Here is a 16323-nt window from a genome sequence, read left to right on the forward strand (position 1 = left end):
CTTTTCAGGTCGGTCATCACAACCGACTCCCCACTAGCAAATATTCACTTAATTAGTTAGATTTTGACTATAAATTTACTACTAACAATGAGTGAATCTAACAATTTACCTCAAGCAATAAGTCATAAAAAATTAAGTTACTTGATGCTGAAGGCACAAAAGGATTCTCATTTTTCTAATGAATTAGCAGAAATAGAAAGCCCCGAAAAAAGAGAATTTGACGAGTTAATAAACAATTGGGAATCTTCCACGAAGAAAGTAGTTAATGAGTTATCAAAAAGAAAAAAGAATTTACTAAAAGATAAATCACCTAATTCTTTAATTGCGCTTGGTGCTATGGAAGTTCACCTTAACATGGCTTTGCAAGCCTTAAATGCATTTAATAAAGGAGTTGATGATTAATAGAAATAGATAAACTATAAGGAAGGCATTGAAAATAAAAGAAAATCTAGTTCTTTTTTAGTATCTATAGAGATATCATCATAATAATTAATTTCAAATCCCAAGCCATCTCCAGATGAGAGACATACATTTGAATTAGATTCTTTACTTTTTAATAAAAGATTACCTTCTATTATTTGTATCCAATTATATTTATCGATTTTTAATGGCAATTTTTTTTCTTTAATAGGTTTATATTTACAACGCCATAAAGAGATGTCTTGGTTTATTAAAAGTTTATTTTTCCCATCTAAGTAATCAATAATGAGATTCTCTCCTATGACATTTTTAAATGATATTTGCTTATAATCAGGTTTAAGATTACTTTTTTTGGGATCAATCCAAATCTGAAATAACTTACAGGATTTATTCTCTTCATTTTTCTCACTATGAGTAATCCCAGTACCAGCAGACATAACTTGAACTTCATTTTCATAAATTTTTCCTGAATTATTTAATGAGTCCCGATGAGTAATTGCACCTTTTGTTACAACAGTAATTATCTCCATGTCGGAATGAGAATGCATATTAAAACCAGAATTTGGAGAAATAGTATCTTCATTGATGACTCTAATTTTCCCAAAATTATCCCATTTTGGATCCCTATGCTCCGCAAAAGAAAATGAATGCATTGAATGCAGCCAATCTCTTCTTGATAAAAATCTATCATCGGATTTTCTTAGTTTGATAATATTAAAAACCATCAAAATTTAATTAGAATAGAAAAATTCTAAATAATTAGAAAAATATTTGTAAATTTCTTTTATAGATTATTCCTAAAAAAAAGTAAATATCGAATTTAAAAATTTATTTTACTCTGAGCTTTATTAGCCTTTATCAATATTTTTTTTGCTTCATCCCTTGTAAGGCATTTTTCTGCTTTTACATTTAAGTTTTTAAGTTTTTGCAGTTGCTTTGTGTTACTCATAATTTAACATTGCCTGAATTAATCTTAACATAACTTTAATTTAATTGCCTCATAAACCTTGGCATCAAATTGTTTTTACTACTTCGAGAATGGAATTATCGGAACAGTATAGAGGATGTATTGGATTATCTTTGATTGTTTTCTTAATTAAAAGCGGTCCAAGAGGATTATCAAAATTATTTTTCCTAATTGAGTTATATTGCATTATTTTTTTTGATATTCTTTTATTTCTATTTAGAAATTTCCCTTTGTTGCCCCAACCTAACCATAAATCACAATTATTATTTTCAGACCAGAGTTTTAAGTTTTTATCAATATGATTATTGTTTAGATAACCAACAGGGTTTTTGTGATTAAAAAGTCTTTCTGGATTACTTGAAATTAGAGCAAATAGATTGATTAATTTTACTTTGCCATAATTATTGTTTTTCGAAATTTTGATTATCTTTTTTGTTGTATTATCCAAGAAATCTGCATCTGATAATGAAGGATTTAAACCAATAAAAATAATTTCTTTTGTAGATTTAGAAATCTTATAACTTAAACTCCATCTATATTCTTTGTTCTCGCTTATTAAACAATTTCTTTCTAAAAATAAATTTTTCAACCTAAACCTACACCTCTAGCCATAAGAGTTGCAAACAAAGGTATTATTGAAAAGCCCACCAACTCGGTCGTGATGATTAGTCTAAACCTCTTAACAAGGTTCTCAGAAATTTCAGGTAATTTATTCTTAGTTAATGGAATTGCCCATAAAATATATGTTGTTGTTGGGTATAAAGAAAGTAATCCTACCAAAATGTAAAGAGAAACCTTTATCCAAAACACAGGATTACCTGTATAGAAATCACCGCCTTGACCAAAATACTTAACACGCAATATACCAGTAACTAATATTGCAACTCCTGCCAAACCATAAACCACATCTGCAACTATCATTGAGATCGTCTCATTTCTATTAAGTCCTACTTTGAGAGTCAATCTTTCAAACAAAAGAGAACCAAAACACAAAATAATACCTAAATAGTGAACATATGCTACCAATGCACTTTTAGCTATTTCGCCTGTTAATAAAGTTCCTAATAACATTTTCTAGTCAAAATTTATACAATACTAACCACCAAATAAAGAATTTGTTTAGAAATAGATTAACAACTTAAAAGCAAGGTATTGAATCTAAGACTCTAAATACCTTTTTTGACCATCTTCAAAAAAATCCTTTTTATTCCATACTTCGATTACATCTGGGAAATGTTTTTCCATGCAATTATCACAAACCCCATGACTAAATCTAATATCACTAATTTTCGAAAGATATTTTTCCAAATGCATCCAATCTCCCTCCTTATTCTTTACTTCTCTGCAATATGAACATACAGATAAAATCCCTTCCTGTTTATGCAAATTAGACAATGCATCTAGCAAGTTTAATGACTTTTTTCTAAGCTCTAAGAATGAAACTATTTGCTTGGATAATAATTCCATAATGTTGAATTGTTGTGTAGTTAGATTTCCTGGCTTTCTGTCTATTACACAAAGAGTTCCAAGCTTATTACCATCACTAGTTTTAAGGGGAAAACCTGCATAAAAACGAATCTTTGGGTCTCCTGTTACCAATGGATTATTTATAAATCTTTCATCTTGGAAAGCATCATGAATAATTAGTGGAGTATTTTCTTTTATTGCATGGGTACAAAAAGACCAATCTCTTCTAGTTTCTGATATTTGAAGTCCAACTTTAGACTTAAACCATTGTCTATCTTTGTCAACCAAAGTCATTAAAGAAATAGGCACACTACAAGTTGCAGCCGCAATTTTTGTAATATCGTCATAACATGATTCTGGCTTAGTTCCCAAAATTCTATATTCTGCTAAAGCTTTTAATCTTCTTTCCTCATCTTCTTTTTTTGATACAAGATTATCCATTAATCTTCACCAATGTAATTAAAACTTTAAAATTAAAGTTTATTCAAAAAACTTTTTCCGTCTAATACTTAATAAAAAAAAGATAAACTTATTAATTTGTTACTTTACTATTTAACTTTGAGACTGCCATCCCAGCTATCCATCCACTTGTCCAACAATGTTGAAAATTAAATCCACCTGTGATTCCATCAACATCTAAAACTTCGCCAGAAAAAAATAATCCTGGACAAATTAAGCTTTCCATACTTTTAAAATTAACTTCATTAATTTTTACGCCTCCGGAAGTAACAAATTCCTCTCCAAATGGTCCTTTGCCTGAAATTATATATTTATCCCTCATAAGAGTATTTATCATTTTGTCTCTTTCATCCGCAAGCAAATCAGCCCACTTCTTCTCTTTATCAATACCTATTTTGTTTAATAAAAAAATCCATAATCTTTTTGTTAATAATGGAACAGGTCTACTGTTTATTAAATTAACCTTACCTTTATTAAATCTTAAATATTTAATTTTTTCTTTTAAATCCTCATAACTTAAAACAGACCATTTAATTATTAGATTAAATTTATATTTTTGGCTAAAAAGTTCCCTTGCTGCCATTGATGAAAGTTTTAAAACAGCTGGTCCACTAAAACCCCAATGAGTAATTAGTAAATCTCCTCTATTTTGAAAGGTTTTATTGTTTAATTTAATTTCTATATGTATACCCTTTATCGATACGCCGCTACATTCATCCAAATTTCGTTCTTTTGTAGAAAAAGTGAAAAGTGATGGTACAGGTTTAACAATGCTGTGTCCAAGATTTTGAGCCAATCTATATCCACTTGGATGGCCACCAGTAGAAAGAATAATATTTTTTGTAATTATCTTTTCTTTTTTAAGACTAAAAATATTAAACATATTTTCTGGAGTTTTTATAATTTCCTTTACAAAAAATTTTGTTAATATCTCTACGTTTTTTGATAAAGCACTTTTTCTCAAACAATCAATAACATCCGAAGAAGAATTAGAAACAGGGAATACTCTTAGATCTTCTTCGATTTTTAATTTTAACCCTTTTTTCTCAAACCAATCAAATACATCTCCAGCAGCAAAACGATTAAATGATTCCAAGAGCTTAAAACCACCTCTGGGATAATTCTCAACTAGTTCATTTGGTATCCATGTAGCATTAGTGACGTTACATCTTCCCCCTCCACTAATCCTTATTTTCTCCATAAGTTTTGAAGTACCTTCAAGAATTATTATTCTTTTTACTCCATTTTCGGCAGCGGTTATTGCTGTCATAAAACCAGCAGCACCGCCTCCTACAACTGCTAAATCAAAAGGGTCCAAAAACTTATCCTTCAATATTCCTTAATCTGATAATAGCAAGGAGATACCAAGAAATATTATTCCAAAAAACTTTAAAATTAAAAAAAACACATAAGAAACTGCATAATAAATAGCTCCATTTTAAAGATGTTTTGATTTAAAAAAAAAATGAACACAGTCGTAATTTTTATGCTTTAACTTAATTGAATGATTCTAATATTTTCTTACGTTAAATATTCTGAAGCCAGCTTTCCTATGACTGGCCAATACACAGCTCTTCTTTTAATAACTTCTGTTATTTGGGTTCTACTTTGGTTTGGATATAGGCAAAATAAGATAAACGATGAGATCAAGAACAAAGAAAAAGAAGAAAGAATTAATGCAAAAATTCAAAGAAGAAAGAAATTAGAAAGTTTATACCCTAGTAGTAAAAAAAAAGTTTAAAATTAAGGAATTATCTTTAAGTAAATATGAAAAAAAATAATTTAAAATCTCTAATACAGTACTTACCTGGGATCTTGATTCTTATTTATGTATTCTTTTTAGCATTAACTCAATTTATAAAATAAAATTCTCTAAAAATTATTCGTTTTGATTGGCATCCTTGCTGCTTTTGGAGCTTCTATATCTTGGACTTATGCATGCTTTATTTGGCGCTCGCAAACTCAAAAATATAAATCAATAGATATTAATTTAATAAAAAATATAATAGCTTTTTTAATTTTTATACCTGCTTTTATCAATCTAAGTTCTGCAACTGAATTAAATTACATATTTATACTACTAATTAGTGGCATAATAGGGATTGGTCTCGGAGATACCTTCTACCTAAAGTCTTTACAAACAATTGGTACAAGAAAAACTCTATCTGTAGAAACTCTTTCGCCTTTAATCGCTTCTTTGGCGGGGAAAATTTTTATTAATGAAAATCTAACTCCCAAATCATGGATTGGCATAATAATAGTATCGATTTCGCTTCTCATAATTCTGAACAAAGGGAATGAATTTAAGGAGGGAAACTCCCATTTTTTAGAAAAAAATAACTATGAGATTTATACATTTCCTTTTTTTTCAGTTTTATGTGCTGTTTTAGGAGGTCTTTTTTCAAGGATGGTTTTCATTCAAAGTAATTTATCTCCTTTCCTTACAACTGAGATTAGATTATTAGGTGCAATTATTTTTTTGATTACTTTGAAAAGATTTAAGATTAATTTTTTCTTTAAAAATTTAGAAAGAAATCAACAAAAAAGATTTTTGCTTTCAATATTTCTTGGAACCAATTTAGGAATATTACTACAACAAATTGTATTCAAAACTCTGCCAATAGCAATAGGATGGGCTTTATTAAGTACAACTCCAGTAATTTCTTTATTTTTTGCTAAGAATGAGGAAAGAGAAATTACCAAAAAAATAATATTTTTTACTTGTTTTTTATTTTTTGGCTTGACATTAATAATTCTTTAATGCCGGAGTTAATGTAATAAATACTCATGTTAATAGAAATAACATTAAATAAAATTATCCTATAAATACTTAGAATAATGAAAATTTTAAAGAAGAAAAAACTTGGTACTCTTGAAGTTTATTTTATTTTTATAAGCTGTATTTATGCAGGCTTTATAGGTTATAAATCTTTATTGAACGTTTTATTTACGTGAAATTAATTAATCCTTTGGGCTGATTTAATCAACTTACCTCCATCTTGGTCATCATCATCATTTGAGGCGAAAAATAAAAAAAATATCCCAAGAGAAGCTATAGATAAAGAAATTGATAATACAGAAAGCTCATCCATAAATTAAAATTTTTTTAATAATAAACGAAAAAAAATAAAAGACCGTAAACAAATACACATTATCAAAATAAAAATTTCTTTTATTTGTAAAATAAAAGAAAAATATATCCGAGCTATTTCGTGAAAGTTCTAATCACTTCTCCCTGTAGTGCAAGCGTAATAATTCAGTATGGAATAAAAAGTTGGCCTATTTGGGAATGTGAGCCAAGCAAATTCCAATGGAATTACAATGATAAGGAAATTTGCTTAATTATTGAAGGCCAAGCGACTATAAGTACCCAAAAAGGTGACATTTATGCAATTAAAGCTGGAGATTTAGTTGAGTTCCCTGCTGGGCTTTACTGCGAGTGGGAGGTAACCAAGAGTATTAAAAAACATTATCGGCTGGGCAGCTAAATGTAAGAAAAAGATTTTTTCTTATTTTATTATTAAGTCAATGTAGATAAAATATACTTAATACATCATTTTCAAAAGGGGGACTAATATTATGCCTTTTACTGATCAAGAATATTTTGAAGTTATCGAGAAAAACAAAACAGTAAAAGAAGCTTATGAAAATATTAAGCAAATTTGCATTAATCTACAAAAACAAACAAATTGTCCTGAAGATGATCTAAAAAATTTTCTTGAATTTATTTCTAGACAATGGAATCAGTAATAATTAACAAACCCTTTAAGAATAGTCTAATTAAACTCTCAAGTTAATTTCCTTAAGGAAGAAGTTCTAATTTAATTCCTTTTTTGGCTTAGTATTGATGATTGAAGTTCCCTTAGAAGCAGAAACGAAGAAAAAGAAGCCTAGAATTCCTGATATACCAAATATCGCAGCCAAAGGATCAAAAGTGAACGAAAACATAGAATTTATAAAATCAAAATAAATAATAGTTTTTGAATCAATATTGTACAATTTTTGTTAAGTATAAAAAATAACAATTGCACAATTCATTATGTCATTATTAGTTTCTTAGTAGATACAAATAAATTATTTTTCGAATTCATATTTAAGAATAAAAATATCATTAACAAATCTCATATTTATTCGAATGACAGAAAAAAGTTTTTAAGAATATTTATAGAAATCTAGAAAGCCACGAACCAAAGAATCCACAATTGAAGTTTCTTTTGATTAGTATAAATTTATGACTGAATTGTACACAGCTTCTTCTTCAATAAGTCCATTAACAGCAATCCTATGGTGTTTTTACCCAGTTGCTATATTAGTAATTATTGAGTTACTTTTAGGAGGAGGGTTCGATGATGATAATAATGATGATCAAGACGGTGGAATGTTAATACCTGCTTACTCAAGGTCTAACGTTTAAATTTGAATTCGAATTTTCAATAATTTAACCTCGAAATAAAATCAATTAAATGATTAAAGATATTGATACAACACTTATTTCCCTAATTACACTTACATTTGTTATTACCACTTCTCTCTCCTGGCTAGTTTTAAGAACTCTTAAAGAAGGCAGAAAAGCCCTTAAAGAAATAAATAAGGATTCAAATTAAATATTTCAAACAAAATTTAAAAATGTAGAAGTTTTGATTAGTATTAACTAACTATCCATAAGCTTTATAAGTTTTAGGAACTTAAATATATACATTTCTAATAAATAGGGTATTAAATTATGAAATTGGCAAAATCATAAAAAACTTAAATTAATATTAGAATTAGTTTAAATAATTAATTAATAATTAATTTATAGTTATTCCTTTTGTTGAAATAGGCTCATTCTTCATAATTACTTTATTAAATAAACATGCATCTAAATTCTTTACTTTATATTTGCTCTATATTTTTTTTCATTTACATAATGGCGCTATTTTGGAGAGACTTACCAAATCAAAAAAAGTAAATAAACAATAAATATTAATTTTATTGCCTATCAAAATAAATTAAGTTATTAATTTAATATTGGCTCTAATTTTTCTATATAAATGCTAAAAGAATCTTCAAATAACCATAATGAAAAAACATTCTCAGAAACTAGAAATATTGCGAAAGAAAAAATAATTTGCAAAAACGGATTCTGCTCATTACCAAATCAAAAAGAGATTTCAAAACAAGATACAAATAATACGAATTTATTTGATCCTATTTAGTAAAAAAATAATATTTTTTAAATTGAAGATTAAATTGATATCGTTGAATTCTTGAAATTTTAATTTATGCTTAAAGACTTTTTCAATGCATATCAAGAGTTTTGGATTAAAGCAACAGAATTCAAAGGCTTTACATCGAGATCAGACTGGTGGTTTGTTAATTTAGCGAATCTAATAATTACTTTATTTACTTTACCAATATTTTTAAAAAGCTTTGGTTTCAATGTTTATGGAATAGTTTGCATCATTCCTCAAATAGCTATCGATATAAGAAGAATAAGAGATTTTGGTAAGGATTGGAAATGGATCTTTATAAATTTCGTACCAATATTAGGTTGGATTTTGTGGTTTATTTGGTTAGGATTTGGAAAGTCTGGCAATGGCAAAAATAAATTCATCTAGAAATTAAAAGATTATTGAAGAGAATATTATTCTGTAAATATATTGGTTGGATTTACATTATTGAAAAAATTTGTTTTTTCTATAATTTTCATGATGGTCTTTTTAAGGTTAAAAAAATTTGGATTAACTAATTTATTCATTTCTCTTTATTATTAAAAATCCAATAAAAAACATTTAAATTAAGTTCTTTAAACCTTTTCTAAAAAAATATTCATAGACTAATTCAATGTAACTCAATTCTTTATTTTTTTCTTTTTTTAAAATCTACATATCTTATCTTGTTTCTTAGCGCTATTTGCTTTTCAAGAATTCTAAACACATGCCATTCGCATTCAGTTAATTTCAGAAACTGATCTAGTATGTCTTTGTCTTCCGCATCAAAATTCTTGAAAATTTCTGAAATAGCAATGCTATTATGTGAGATGAAATCCTCTGCAACATCTTCTGGATTTTTACTAGAGGTGAAATCTTGAAAAGCTTCATTAGAATTAAGTTCTCTAGTTAACCATTGAAACCATGGTTCATTGTTATTATATTTTTTATTTATAATTTTCCTCATAAAAGTTTTTTTATTAATTTAATCATTATGAGTTTTTCATTTTTTGACAGCTGTAAAATTACTCATTTATATATTTAAAATTAAATATAATATTTAATTTTTAGGTTTCCATAATATATAGATAAATGATTAACTATAAAATTTCTCAAAGAGTAAGCATTTATTACTCATTTTTTAGTCTAAGAAATAGCTAAACTTAAATTTTAATAAAGAACATTATCAATCCCATTTTATGACTTTCCTGCATCTCCTATTTTAATTATTGGTGCTCTTGGTATTTTAGTTGCAATAGCAGTTTTTTTTGTAGCGTATCAAAAATATTTTAATTCACCTTTAAACAAAGAGCTTTGACAAAAGAAAAAAGCCTTAATTAAGGAACGAAAGAAATTAAATGAAAGATTAGAAAAAATAGAACAAGATTTAAAAAATTTATAAAATTAACAATTTAAATCATAAAAATTTCTTAAAAATAGCTCCCTTTAAAAATGACTTAATGATCTCGAATTCAAGACCTTAAATTTTTAAACAGGAATTATGGTTTATAAGGAGTTATGGATAAAGATCATCTTATTGAGTTAATTTCTAATAGCCTTGTTTACGAGAGTAAAGATTCTGAATCAACTAAGAATCTTTGTGATTTTAAGAATTACTTAGAGAGATTAAATATAGATCAATTAAGAACTATGTCTAAAGAATTCATACTTTAGTTCTTTACAGAAGAAAAGAAATTTTTTTAATTAATAATCAAAACCTTTTAATATTTGTTATGTTCATTAAAAAAGCTATGGAATATGGTCGAAGTAAAAAGAAGTGATTTTTTAATAAAGCCATTTCTAAAAAGAAATAATTTTAGAGCTTTCTATCAAATTTTTACAACTTTAATTCCAATAATTTCTATTTGGTTGGTTGTTTACCAAATAATCAATCATCCTTTTTTATTAGTGATAAAGATTTTTTTATTAATACCTATTATTTGTCTTCTAACGCTATTTTCTTCTAGGACATTCTCATTAATGCATGATTGCGGTCATAATTCTCTTTTTACACAAAGTAAATTAAACCGCTTCTTTGGATTTTTACTTGGTTTAGTAAATGGTATTCCCCAGAAATCCTGGTCAATTGATCACGCATTTCATCATAGAAATAATGGAAATTGGGAAATTTACAAAGGTCCTATAGATGTTTTAAGTCTTGAAGATTATAATTCTCTATCAAAAAGAGAGAAAATATTTTATAAATTAAGTCGTAATTGGATAATGCTTTTCCCTGGTGGCTTTTATTACTTAGTTTTAAAACCTAGATTAGGGCTGATTATTATTATTTTTAATTTCATTAAAGATATATCAGAAGAGACTTATATCAAGATAAAAAACAGAGAAATTTCTAAACTTTTAGCTATTAATTCAAAAGTTAAACCACCTTTTTCTGATTATGGAGATAATTTTAGCGAACTATTTGAACTAATAATAAATAACATCGTGGTAATAATAGGATGGATTTTTATGTGCAAATGGTTTGGGTTAATTTTTTTCTTATCATTTTATTCCCTTTTATTAACTCTATCAGCAGCAATTTTAATAAGTGTTTTTTTCGTACAACATAACTATAAAAATTCATATGCTAAAAATACAAAAAATTGGAATATTGTTGAAGGAGCGATTTTAGGTAGTAGCAATTTAGATATACCTAATTGGCTAAATTGGTTCTTAGCAGACATATCGTTCCACAGCATTCATCATCTCTCTGAGAGAATACCAAATTACAACTTAAGGGCTTGTCATAAAGCAAATATTCATTTACTTCATCAGTCAACATTCTTAAAATTGAGCGATTTCGCAAACTGTTTCAAATATATTATTTGGGATAATAAAAATGAAAAGTTGATTCCAATAACTTAATACCTAATTAAACCTTCTTCTTAATTTTCTTTTAATAGGAATACTGCTATATGCATGAGTACCTATAGTTGGAGGCAAATCATTCTTTAGAGGATGCATAAAAGCATTTGCCATACTCTCAAACATTTTCGAAAGCCAATTAATTACTGATTTCATTTGAAAATCTACAAGTGTACTTATTTATCATCTAACTAAATATTTGAAAAGTAAATCAGTCTTTATGCTGATTTCCTTTTTTATAAACTTGTTTTGTAAAAAAATTAATATTAAACAATCAAAATTGTTATTTTTTTTCTTATTAAAAAGAATATTATTACTACCTTTCTTCAGATGAATCCGATGAAATATTAATTTAGTAAATAATACTTATTTTTTCTAATTCACTTAATAAATTAAATTATCAGCACTTATTTCGTGCTATATCTCTATTCCAAATAAATCTACCAAATTCATGAATGATTCAGATCTTTCTAACAACCATAATACGGAAATAGATTCTATTAATTCATATTTTGAATGTATTACTGAATGTAGTATTGTAGATGGTCATCAAGAATGTATTACTCGTTGTGTAGAAATTCATTTAAAGGGAGGGCACCAAAATGAATAAAAAAAATACACCACAAAGGAAAACAACTTTAAAGTGGAACCCTAATGGAGAGCTTTCTGAACTTGATATGCTAAGAATTTTAGAGAAAATATCATCTACTGATCTTAATCAATGTGAATTGACATGCGAGTCTGATCAATTTTAAAAATTATAATAAATAATTACTTTTACAATAAAACAATACTTTGAATCAAGCTGAATTTTAACAACATGAAGAAAAATAAGATTTAAATAATCTTTTTAATAAGACTTTATTAATACTCCTTATTAAAAAGCTGCTAGCGGGATATTTATATGATATTGATAATTTACTTTGTAAAATTGCAGTTAAGATTAGAAATCTTTCCTTGAAATTTTTAGTATATTCTGAATAATTAATTTTTAGAGCTTCTGTCCTTCTTTAAGAATTTTTTGCTTATTTCTTTTTTTGTTATTTCAATCGGTTTTACCATCCCTGAATCGCCATGAGTTGGACAATAATAGGTCATTAACATCCATTTTTTTTCTTCATCCATGAGAAATAACCTCTACTTTAAGAAAACTACTGGATAATTAATTAGGATAAATTATAAGAAAGTTGTTGATTTTTAATATTTTTTTCTTTTTTGCTTAATAATTTATATAAATTTAAAAAGAATTATCACTCAATAGATATAAATACGCATGACTTTAAAAAAAATTCCTGCTATTTATTAATAAATTCAAAATTATTTCATGTCATTAGAATCAATATTGATGGTAGTAGCTCCAATCTGTCTTTTTACGGTAGGAGTAATTGTTTTACCTATTTTAGTACAACCACGTAAACAATCAGGTCAACCCAAGAGGTATATACGCGGTCTTTAATTTATAAAGAGCTTCAAATAAAAATAAAGAAAGACAGTTCAACAAACGCACTGAATTAATAAATTAAGAGATTTCTTTAAAAGAATAAAATCAAAAATATTAGATCCAAATTAATTTGATTGAAGATGAAATTTAGCTTTTTAAAACTCTATTGAAAAAGATAAATGATACATTATTTTCATAATGATATTCTGTGATGGATAATAGAATACATAAATTGATTTTTATTAAACTAAATTCTTACCTAACAAAAATTTGATTAATATAAAATTTTCAGGTCTTAAAGGCCAAGCGCTTGAAATAAAGAAAGAAGATATTCCAAGCATAAAAAAATTTAAGGATGTTATTCCAGATCAATATTTTAAAAGCAATACGATAATTTCTTTGAGGTATCTTTTACAAACAGCTTTAATTCAATCATTAGTAGTTGCAATAGGTTTATCTATTCCATTTACTCCAAACATGATCCCAGTTTGGATCATTTACTCGTTACTGTCAGGTACCACTGCGATGGGATTCTGGGTAATTGCCCATGAATGTGGACATGGAGCATTTTCTAAAAACAAAACTTTGGAGACTATCACGGGCTATTTACTACATTCTTTACTACTAGTTCCTTATTTCTCTTGGCAGCGTTCTCATGCAGTTCATCATCGATTCACAAATAATATAACCAATGGTGAAACTCACGTTCCTTTAGTCATTAAGGGCAATGGTATTACTGAAAAGCTTGGAGGAGAAAAAGAATTACATTTTTCCAATTCCATAGGTAAGAAAAATTATGGGATTCTTCAACTTGTTTTACATCTAATATTTGGCTGGCCTGCTTACTTACTTACAGGTAGTACTGGAGGAGTTAAATATGGAACTTCAAATCATTTCTGGCCAATCAAACCATTTTCCAAGGCATTATGGCCATCAATATGGACTAAGAAAGTTTGGATATCAGATATTGGTGTGGCTTTAACATTATTAAGTGTTTTTTATTTTATTTTTAATTTTGGATTATATCCAGTATTAGCGATGTATATTGGCCCTCTATTAGTAGTTAATAGTTGGTTAGTAGTTTATACATGGCTTCATCATACAGATTCAGATGTGCCCCATTTTTCAAACAAGGATTTTTCATTTATTAGAGGAGCATTCCTTTCTATTGACAGGCCTTACGGTAAAATCCTTAATTTTCTTCATCATAATATTGGTTCGAGCCATGTAGTTCATCATGTCTGTCCTACTATTCCTCATTATCATGCTAAGAAGGCTACCGTCTTAATTAAAAAAGCCTTTAAAAAGGCATATCTTTTTAATCCTGATCCTATTCCTAAAGCACTTTGGAATATTGCTTGCAATTGTGTTGCTGTTAGGTCAGATATCATAGAAGGAAGATATATCTGGCAATCTTCATACAATAAAAGATGATTTAAAACATCATAAATTTTTTTTTAATCACATTAGTTTACGCAAATCTGAAAAGAATATAAAAGAATTAGCATCAACTTATTTTCCATCTTAAAAATATTATTCTAGAAACTAAATTTTTTATGAGTGGTGACAACTTACATGGCAAGCAGCCTATTAAATTTTATTCAGAGAAAATAACTCTTACAAAAGTGGAGTTACTAGAAAGACAGTTGAGTTTAGGAGAAAAGATTTTAGATTTAGATAAAAAGCATAAAGAATGGAGTAGAAAACTCTCAGGTTGATAAATCAGTAAAATAGTCTCTCATAATTAATTGATATTAAATATTATTTAACAAGAAACTTTTTTATAAATTAATGAAAAATTATTTGCCGGCATCCTAATAATATTTTCTTGACAAAAACCATTATTTTTAGCTTCATCACTAACTTCCTCAAGATTTCTAATACCCCAAAGATCATTTTTCATTTTTATTGAATTATCAAAAAAATAATTACTTTGACTTATATGCTTATTACCAATTTTAAATGGCCCATACAATATCAAAAATTGTCCCTCCTTAAGTAATTTTCTTGCACCTTTAAAGAGCTCTATCGTACAATTCCAATGTGCAACATGAATCATATTTATACAAACTATACCTTGTAAAGAATTTGCTAATTTAAGAGGTAATTGCCAAGGAACTTTTTCTACATCAAGATCAAGAGGTTGGGGCATTTTCTTATTTAATTCTTCATACTCAATCCAAGAAATTATACTTTTTCTATGCATTAAATCTGGATCACTTGTTTGCCAAATTATTTCAGGAAAGCGTTTTTGAAAGACTACTGCATGCTCACCACTGCCACTACCAATTTCCAATATTAAACCATTTTTTTTTATAATTCTGGATAATACATCTCCAATAAAATCTCTATTTCTTTGCGTAGCCGAAAAAAAAAGTCTATTATCCAAAATTAAAAGAATTGGGAAATGCAGTAGGAAAATTTATTCTGAGATCTTCTTTACTTTACTTTTCTCAATTTTGGGGTCTTAAAAAACATTATTTTAAGGCTAAAGAATAATATTGAAATTGTCAGTGCAGGCAAGATATAAAGTATTAAATCAGAATTAAATAGAGATGGAATTATTGCAAAAATTAAATGCATGTAATAGGTTGCTAATGACATTAATTTATATATATCTAATTTATTAATAGCAATTATTTGAATACTAAAAACTACTTTTTCTGAAAACTAAAATACTAATTTAAAAGAGTCAGCCTGTATCCCTACTAGCTGACTCTTAATTATATATTAATTTAAATCACTTCTAAATGAGAATTTACTCCAGAAAATAAAAAGCTCTAGATTGCATTTTCTGTGATGAATTTTTATAATATCGCCAAAATTAATACCAAAAATAAGGTATTAACTGATACATATTTGTCGCATATCTGATAAATATCAAGGAAAATTGGTAAATTCTCATATTATTCTTTACATACTTAAATAAATATGTTATATTTGTTTACAAATTAATTTAAAAAAAAATGACTCCTGAAGCAGAACGTTTTAATGGCTGGGCAGCAATGTTAGGCTTTGTTGCAGCAGTTGGTGCCTATGTAACAACTGGTCAAATTATCCCAGGTTGGTTCTAATGAAAAACACTAAAAACAAAATTGTAGAAAAAGAAAAAATAGTTGCTGAAAAGCTCAATGGTAGATTCGCCATGTTGGGTTTTATTGCACTTATTGGGGCTTATCTATCAACAGGTCAAATCATTCCAGGTTTTATCTAAAAAAACTTCAAATTTATTTAAAGAACCGATTTCAAATTAAATTTGGTTCTTTTTTTGTTTTTATTAAGATATTAAATTTTCATATTTGAATATTCTCATATAGTTTATATAAAAAATCAGTATAAAAACTCTATCGCAATAAAAAAAATAGAATTAAAATCATATTATTGAATGGAGGTAAATCACATGATGAACTTAGGATTAGAAATAGTTTTTTGGTTTATTTTACTAATTTACATAGTCGCAAAACTAGTTCAAACTAAGAAAGGTTTTAAACAACAATTTTAAAAAAGATTCT

Annotated in this window: 27 protein-coding genes and 1 pseudogene; 18 read left to right on the forward strand and 10 right to left on the reverse strand. The window is 27.0% G+C overall.

What is annotated here, in order from left to right; genetic code table 11:
- The first annotated feature begins 87 nt into the window (after window positions 1-87).
- Window positions 88-402 (forward strand): hypothetical protein, encoded by a 315-nt coding sequence (locus EU96_RS01425; protein WP_032527299.1) that lies wholly within the window; start codon window positions 88-90, stop codon window positions 400-402.
- 14 nt (window positions 403-416) lie between these two features.
- Here the strand turns inward: EU96_RS01425 and EU96_RS01420 are convergent, their stop codons facing one another.
- The 5 genes from EU96_RS01420 to EU96_RS01400 all read right to left on the reverse strand — a co-directional run bounded on the left by EU96_RS01420 (window position 417) and on the right by EU96_RS01400 (window position 4631).
- Entirely contained in the window at window positions 417-1145 is a 729-nt protein-coding gene (locus tag EU96_RS01420) for a pirin family protein (protein ID WP_072014705.1), read from the reverse strand.
- A gap of 288 nt (window positions 1146-1433) precedes the next feature.
- A complete protein-coding gene (locus tag EU96_RS01415) occupies window positions 1434-1976 on the reverse strand; it encodes a DUF1643 domain-containing protein (RefSeq protein WP_032527301.1) in 543 nt (180 codons plus the stop codon).
- Entirely contained in the window at window positions 1973-2458 is a 486-nt protein-coding gene (locus tag EU96_RS01410; RefSeq protein ID WP_032527302.1) for a DUF2214 family protein, read from the reverse strand. The genes EU96_RS01415 and EU96_RS01410 overlap by 4 nt, the downstream gene beginning before the upstream one ends.
- Window positions 2459-2545: 87 nt before the next feature.
- On the reverse strand, window positions 2546-3295 hold the full coding sequence (locus EU96_RS01405) for a GAF domain-containing protein (RefSeq protein WP_032527303.1): 750 nt from the start codon (window positions 3293-3295) through the stop codon (window positions 2546-2548).
- Window positions 3296-3386: 91 nt separating this feature from the next.
- Window positions 3387-4631: an NAD(P)/FAD-dependent oxidoreductase gene (locus tag EU96_RS01400; RefSeq protein WP_032527304.1), complete on the reverse strand. Its 1245-nt coding sequence runs from the start codon at window positions 4629-4631 to the stop codon at window positions 3387-3389.
- Between the two features lie 186 nt (window positions 4632-4817).
- On the opposite strand from EU96_RS01400, the gene EU96_RS01395 reads away from it, so the two are divergent.
- Both EU96_RS01395 and EU96_RS01390 read left to right on the forward strand, forming a co-directional pair.
- Window positions 4818-5054 (forward strand): hypothetical protein, encoded by a 237-nt coding sequence (locus EU96_RS01395; protein WP_032527306.1) that lies wholly within the window; start codon window positions 4818-4820, stop codon window positions 5052-5054.
- 147 nt (window positions 5055-5201) lie between these two features.
- The gene (locus EU96_RS01390) at window positions 5202-6074 is read left to right on the forward strand and encodes an EamA family transporter (protein WP_032527307.1); all 873 of its coding nucleotides are present in this window, start codon (window positions 5202-5204) and stop codon (window positions 6072-6074) included.
- Between the two features lie 196 nt (window positions 6075-6270).
- Here the strand turns inward: EU96_RS01390 and EU96_RS10670 are convergent, their stop codons facing one another.
- The gene (locus EU96_RS10670) at window positions 6271-6405 is read right to left on the reverse strand and encodes a hypothetical protein (RefSeq protein WP_275040773.1); all 135 of its coding nucleotides are present in this window, start codon (window positions 6403-6405) and stop codon (window positions 6271-6273) included.
- Between the two features lie 120 nt (window positions 6406-6525).
- Between EU96_RS10670 and EU96_RS01385 the strand changes: the two genes are divergently transcribed.
- From EU96_RS01385 to EU96_RS01375, 6 genes are all read left to right on the forward strand, one after another.
- Complete coding sequence (locus EU96_RS01385) at window positions 6526-6801, forward strand: cupin domain-containing protein (protein ID WP_032527308.1); 276 nt, start codon at window positions 6526-6528, stop codon at window positions 6799-6801.
- A 91-nt stretch (window positions 6802-6892) separates the two neighbouring features.
- Complete coding sequence (locus EU96_RS10395) at window positions 6893-7063, forward strand: hypothetical protein (RefSeq protein WP_193741355.1); 171 nt, start codon at window positions 6893-6895, stop codon at window positions 7061-7063.
- Between the two features lie 481 nt (window positions 7064-7544).
- Window positions 7545-7727 (forward strand): hypothetical protein, encoded by a 183-nt coding sequence (locus EU96_RS01380; protein WP_032527309.1) that lies wholly within the window; start codon window positions 7545-7547, stop codon window positions 7725-7727.
- A gap of 49 nt (window positions 7728-7776) precedes the next feature.
- Window positions 7777-7917 carry a hypothetical protein gene (locus tag EU96_RS10400; RefSeq protein ID WP_193741356.1) on the forward strand — a complete coding sequence of 47 codons (141 nt, stop codon included), beginning with the start codon at window positions 7777-7779 and terminating at the stop codon, window positions 7915-7917.
- Window positions 7918-8346: 429 nt separating this feature from the next.
- Entirely contained in the window at window positions 8347-8511 is a 165-nt protein-coding gene (locus tag EU96_RS10405; RefSeq protein ID WP_193741357.1) for a hypothetical protein, read from the forward strand.
- A 66-nt stretch (window positions 8512-8577) separates the two neighbouring features.
- On the forward strand, window positions 8578-8913 hold the full coding sequence (locus tag EU96_RS01375) for a DUF805 domain-containing protein (RefSeq protein ID WP_032527310.1): 336 nt from the start codon (window positions 8578-8580) through the stop codon (window positions 8911-8913).
- A gap of 241 nt (window positions 8914-9154) precedes the next feature.
- Here the strand turns inward: EU96_RS01375 and EU96_RS01370 are convergent, their stop codons facing one another.
- Window positions 9155-9472, reverse strand: a complete 318-nt coding sequence (locus EU96_RS01370; RefSeq protein ID WP_032527311.1) for a hypothetical protein — start codon at window positions 9470-9472, stop codon at window positions 9155-9157.
- A gap of 222 nt (window positions 9473-9694) precedes the next feature.
- Here EU96_RS01370 and EU96_RS10705 point away from each other — a divergent pair.
- The 3 genes and pseudogenes from EU96_RS10705 (at window position 9695) to EU96_RS01365 (ending at window position 11370) form a co-directional block, all read left to right on the forward strand.
- A pseudogene (locus EU96_RS10705) lies at window positions 9695-9907 on the forward strand (M protein).
- A 116-nt stretch (window positions 9908-10023) separates the two neighbouring features.
- Window positions 10024-10179 (forward strand): hypothetical protein, encoded by a 156-nt coding sequence (locus EU96_RS10410; RefSeq protein WP_193741358.1) that lies wholly within the window; start codon window positions 10024-10026, stop codon window positions 10177-10179.
- A gap of 84 nt (window positions 10180-10263) precedes the next feature.
- Entirely contained in the window at window positions 10264-11370 is a 1107-nt protein-coding gene (locus EU96_RS01365) for a fatty acid desaturase (RefSeq protein ID WP_032527312.1), read from the forward strand.
- Window positions 11371-11373: 3 nt separating this feature from the next.
- On the opposite strand, the gene EU96_RS10415 is transcribed toward EU96_RS01365, so the two are convergent.
- Window positions 11374-11526, reverse strand: a complete 153-nt coding sequence (locus EU96_RS10415; RefSeq protein ID WP_193741359.1) for a hypothetical protein — start codon at window positions 11524-11526, stop codon at window positions 11374-11376.
- A gap of 295 nt (window positions 11527-11821) precedes the next feature.
- Here EU96_RS10415 and EU96_RS10420 point away from each other — a divergent pair, with 295 nt between their 5' ends.
- Window positions 11822-11980 (forward strand): hypothetical protein, encoded by a 159-nt coding sequence (locus tag EU96_RS10420; RefSeq protein WP_193741360.1) that lies wholly within the window; start codon window positions 11822-11824, stop codon window positions 11978-11980.
- On the forward strand, window positions 11973-12125 hold the full coding sequence (locus tag EU96_RS10425; protein ID WP_193741361.1) for a hypothetical protein: 153 nt from the start codon (window positions 11973-11975) through the stop codon (window positions 12123-12125). The genes EU96_RS10420 and EU96_RS10425 overlap by 8 nt, the downstream gene beginning before the upstream one ends.
- A gap of 229 nt (window positions 12126-12354) precedes the next feature.
- Here the strand turns inward: EU96_RS10425 and EU96_RS10430 are convergent, their stop codons facing one another.
- Window positions 12355-12495, reverse strand: coding sequence for a hypothetical protein (locus EU96_RS10430; RefSeq protein WP_193741362.1), 141 nt, complete (start codon window positions 12493-12495; stop codon window positions 12355-12357).
- A gap of 586 nt (window positions 12496-13081) precedes the next feature.
- Between EU96_RS10430 and EU96_RS01360 the strand changes: the two genes are divergently transcribed.
- Both EU96_RS01360 and EU96_RS10435 read left to right on the forward strand, forming a co-directional pair.
- Window positions 13082-14245, forward strand: coding sequence for a fatty acid desaturase (locus EU96_RS01360; RefSeq protein ID WP_032527313.1), 1164 nt, complete (start codon window positions 13082-13084; stop codon window positions 14243-14245).
- Window positions 14246-14367: 122 nt separating this feature from the next.
- A complete protein-coding gene (locus EU96_RS10435; protein WP_193741363.1) occupies window positions 14368-14529 on the forward strand; it encodes a hypothetical protein in 162 nt (53 codons plus the stop codon).
- 47 nt (window positions 14530-14576) lie between these two features.
- Here the strand turns inward: EU96_RS10435 and EU96_RS01355 are convergent, their stop codons facing one another.
- Window positions 14577-15200: a DUF938 domain-containing protein gene (locus EU96_RS01355; RefSeq protein ID WP_080735251.1), complete on the reverse strand. Its 624-nt coding sequence runs from the start codon at window positions 15198-15200 to the stop codon at window positions 14577-14579.
- A gap of 577 nt (window positions 15201-15777) precedes the next feature.
- On the opposite strand from EU96_RS01355, the gene EU96_RS0109425 reads away from it, so the two are divergent.
- Together EU96_RS0109425 and EU96_RS01350 are read left to right on the forward strand one after the other, a co-directional pair.
- On the forward strand, window positions 15778-15885 hold the full coding sequence (locus EU96_RS0109425; RefSeq protein ID WP_011132751.1) for a high light inducible protein: 108 nt from the start codon (window positions 15778-15780) through the stop codon (window positions 15883-15885).
- The gene (locus tag EU96_RS01350; protein ID WP_032527315.1) at window positions 15885-16025 is read left to right on the forward strand and encodes a high light inducible protein; all 141 of its coding nucleotides are present in this window, start codon (window positions 15885-15887) and stop codon (window positions 16023-16025) included. The genes EU96_RS0109425 and EU96_RS01350 overlap by 1 nt, the downstream gene beginning before the upstream one ends.
- Window positions 16026-16323 lie beyond the last annotated feature (298 nt).

It is taken from the genome of Prochlorococcus marinus str. MIT 9302, from assembly GCF_000759975.1.
Taxonomy (GTDB): domain Bacteria; phylum Cyanobacteriota; class Cyanobacteriia; order PCC-6307; family Cyanobiaceae; genus Prochlorococcus_A; species Prochlorococcus_A marinus_M.

Coding starts and splice junctions, on each gene's coding strand:
- EU96_RS01425 (WP_032527299.1), top strand. CDS start 88: ATGAGTGAATCTAACAATTTACCTCAAGCAATAAGTCATAAAAAATTA.
- EU96_RS01420 (WP_072014705.1), bottom strand. CDS start 1,145: ATGGTTTTTAATATTATCAAACTAAGAAAATCCGATGATAGATTTTTA.
- EU96_RS01410 (WP_032527302.1), bottom strand. CDS start 2,458: ATGTTATTAGGAACTTTATTAACAGGCGAAATAGCTAAAAGTGCATTG.
- EU96_RS01405 (WP_032527303.1), bottom strand. CDS start 3,295: ATGGATAATCTTGTATCAAAAAAAGAAGATGAGGAAAGAAGATTAAAA.
- EU96_RS01395 (WP_032527306.1), top strand. CDS start 4,818: ATGATTCTAATATTTTCTTACGTTAAATATTCTGAAGCCAGCTTTCCT.
- EU96_RS10670 (WP_275040773.1), bottom strand. CDS start 6,405: ATGGATGAGCTTTCTGTATTATCAATTTCTTTATCTATAGCTTCTCTT.
- EU96_RS10395 (WP_193741355.1), top strand. CDS start 6,893: ATGCCTTTTACTGATCAAGAATATTTTGAAGTTATCGAGAAAAACAAA.
- EU96_RS01380 (WP_032527309.1), top strand. CDS start 7,545: ATGACTGAATTGTACACAGCTTCTTCTTCAATAAGTCCATTAACAGCA.
- EU96_RS10400 (WP_193741356.1), top strand. CDS start 7,777: ATGATTAAAGATATTGATACAACACTTATTTCCCTAATTACACTTACA.
- EU96_RS10405 (WP_193741357.1), top strand. CDS start 8,347: ATGCTAAAAGAATCTTCAAATAACCATAATGAAAAAACATTCTCAGAA.
- EU96_RS01375 (WP_032527310.1), top strand. CDS start 8,578: ATGCTTAAAGACTTTTTCAATGCATATCAAGAGTTTTGGATTAAAGCA.
- EU96_RS01370 (WP_032527311.1), bottom strand. CDS start 9,472: ATGAGGAAAATTATAAATAAAAAATATAATAACAATGAACCATGGTTT.
- EU96_RS10410 (WP_193741358.1), top strand. CDS start 10,024: ATGGATAAAGATCATCTTATTGAGTTAATTTCTAATAGCCTTGTTTAC.
- EU96_RS01365 (WP_032527312.1), top strand. CDS start 10,264: ATGGTCGAAGTAAAAAGAAGTGATTTTTTAATAAAGCCATTTCTAAAA.
- EU96_RS10415 (WP_193741359.1), bottom strand. CDS start 11,526: ATGAAATCAGTAATTAATTGGCTTTCGAAAATGTTTGAGAGTATGGCA.
- EU96_RS10420 (WP_193741360.1), top strand. CDS start 11,822: ATGAATGATTCAGATCTTTCTAACAACCATAATACGGAAATAGATTCT.
- EU96_RS10425 (WP_193741361.1), top strand. CDS start 11,973: ATGAATAAAAAAAATACACCACAAAGGAAAACAACTTTAAAGTGGAAC.
- EU96_RS10430 (WP_193741362.1), bottom strand. CDS start 12,495: ATGGATGAAGAAAAAAAATGGATGTTAATGACCTATTATTGTCCAACT.
- EU96_RS10435 (WP_193741363.1), top strand. CDS start 14,368: ATGAGTGGTGACAACTTACATGGCAAGCAGCCTATTAAATTTTATTCA.
- EU96_RS0109425 (WP_011132751.1), top strand. CDS start 15,778: ATGACTCCTGAAGCAGAACGTTTTAATGGCTGGGCAGCAATGTTAGGC.
- EU96_RS01350 (WP_032527315.1), top strand. CDS start 15,885: ATGAAAAACACTAAAAACAAAATTGTAGAAAAAGAAAAAATAGTTGCT.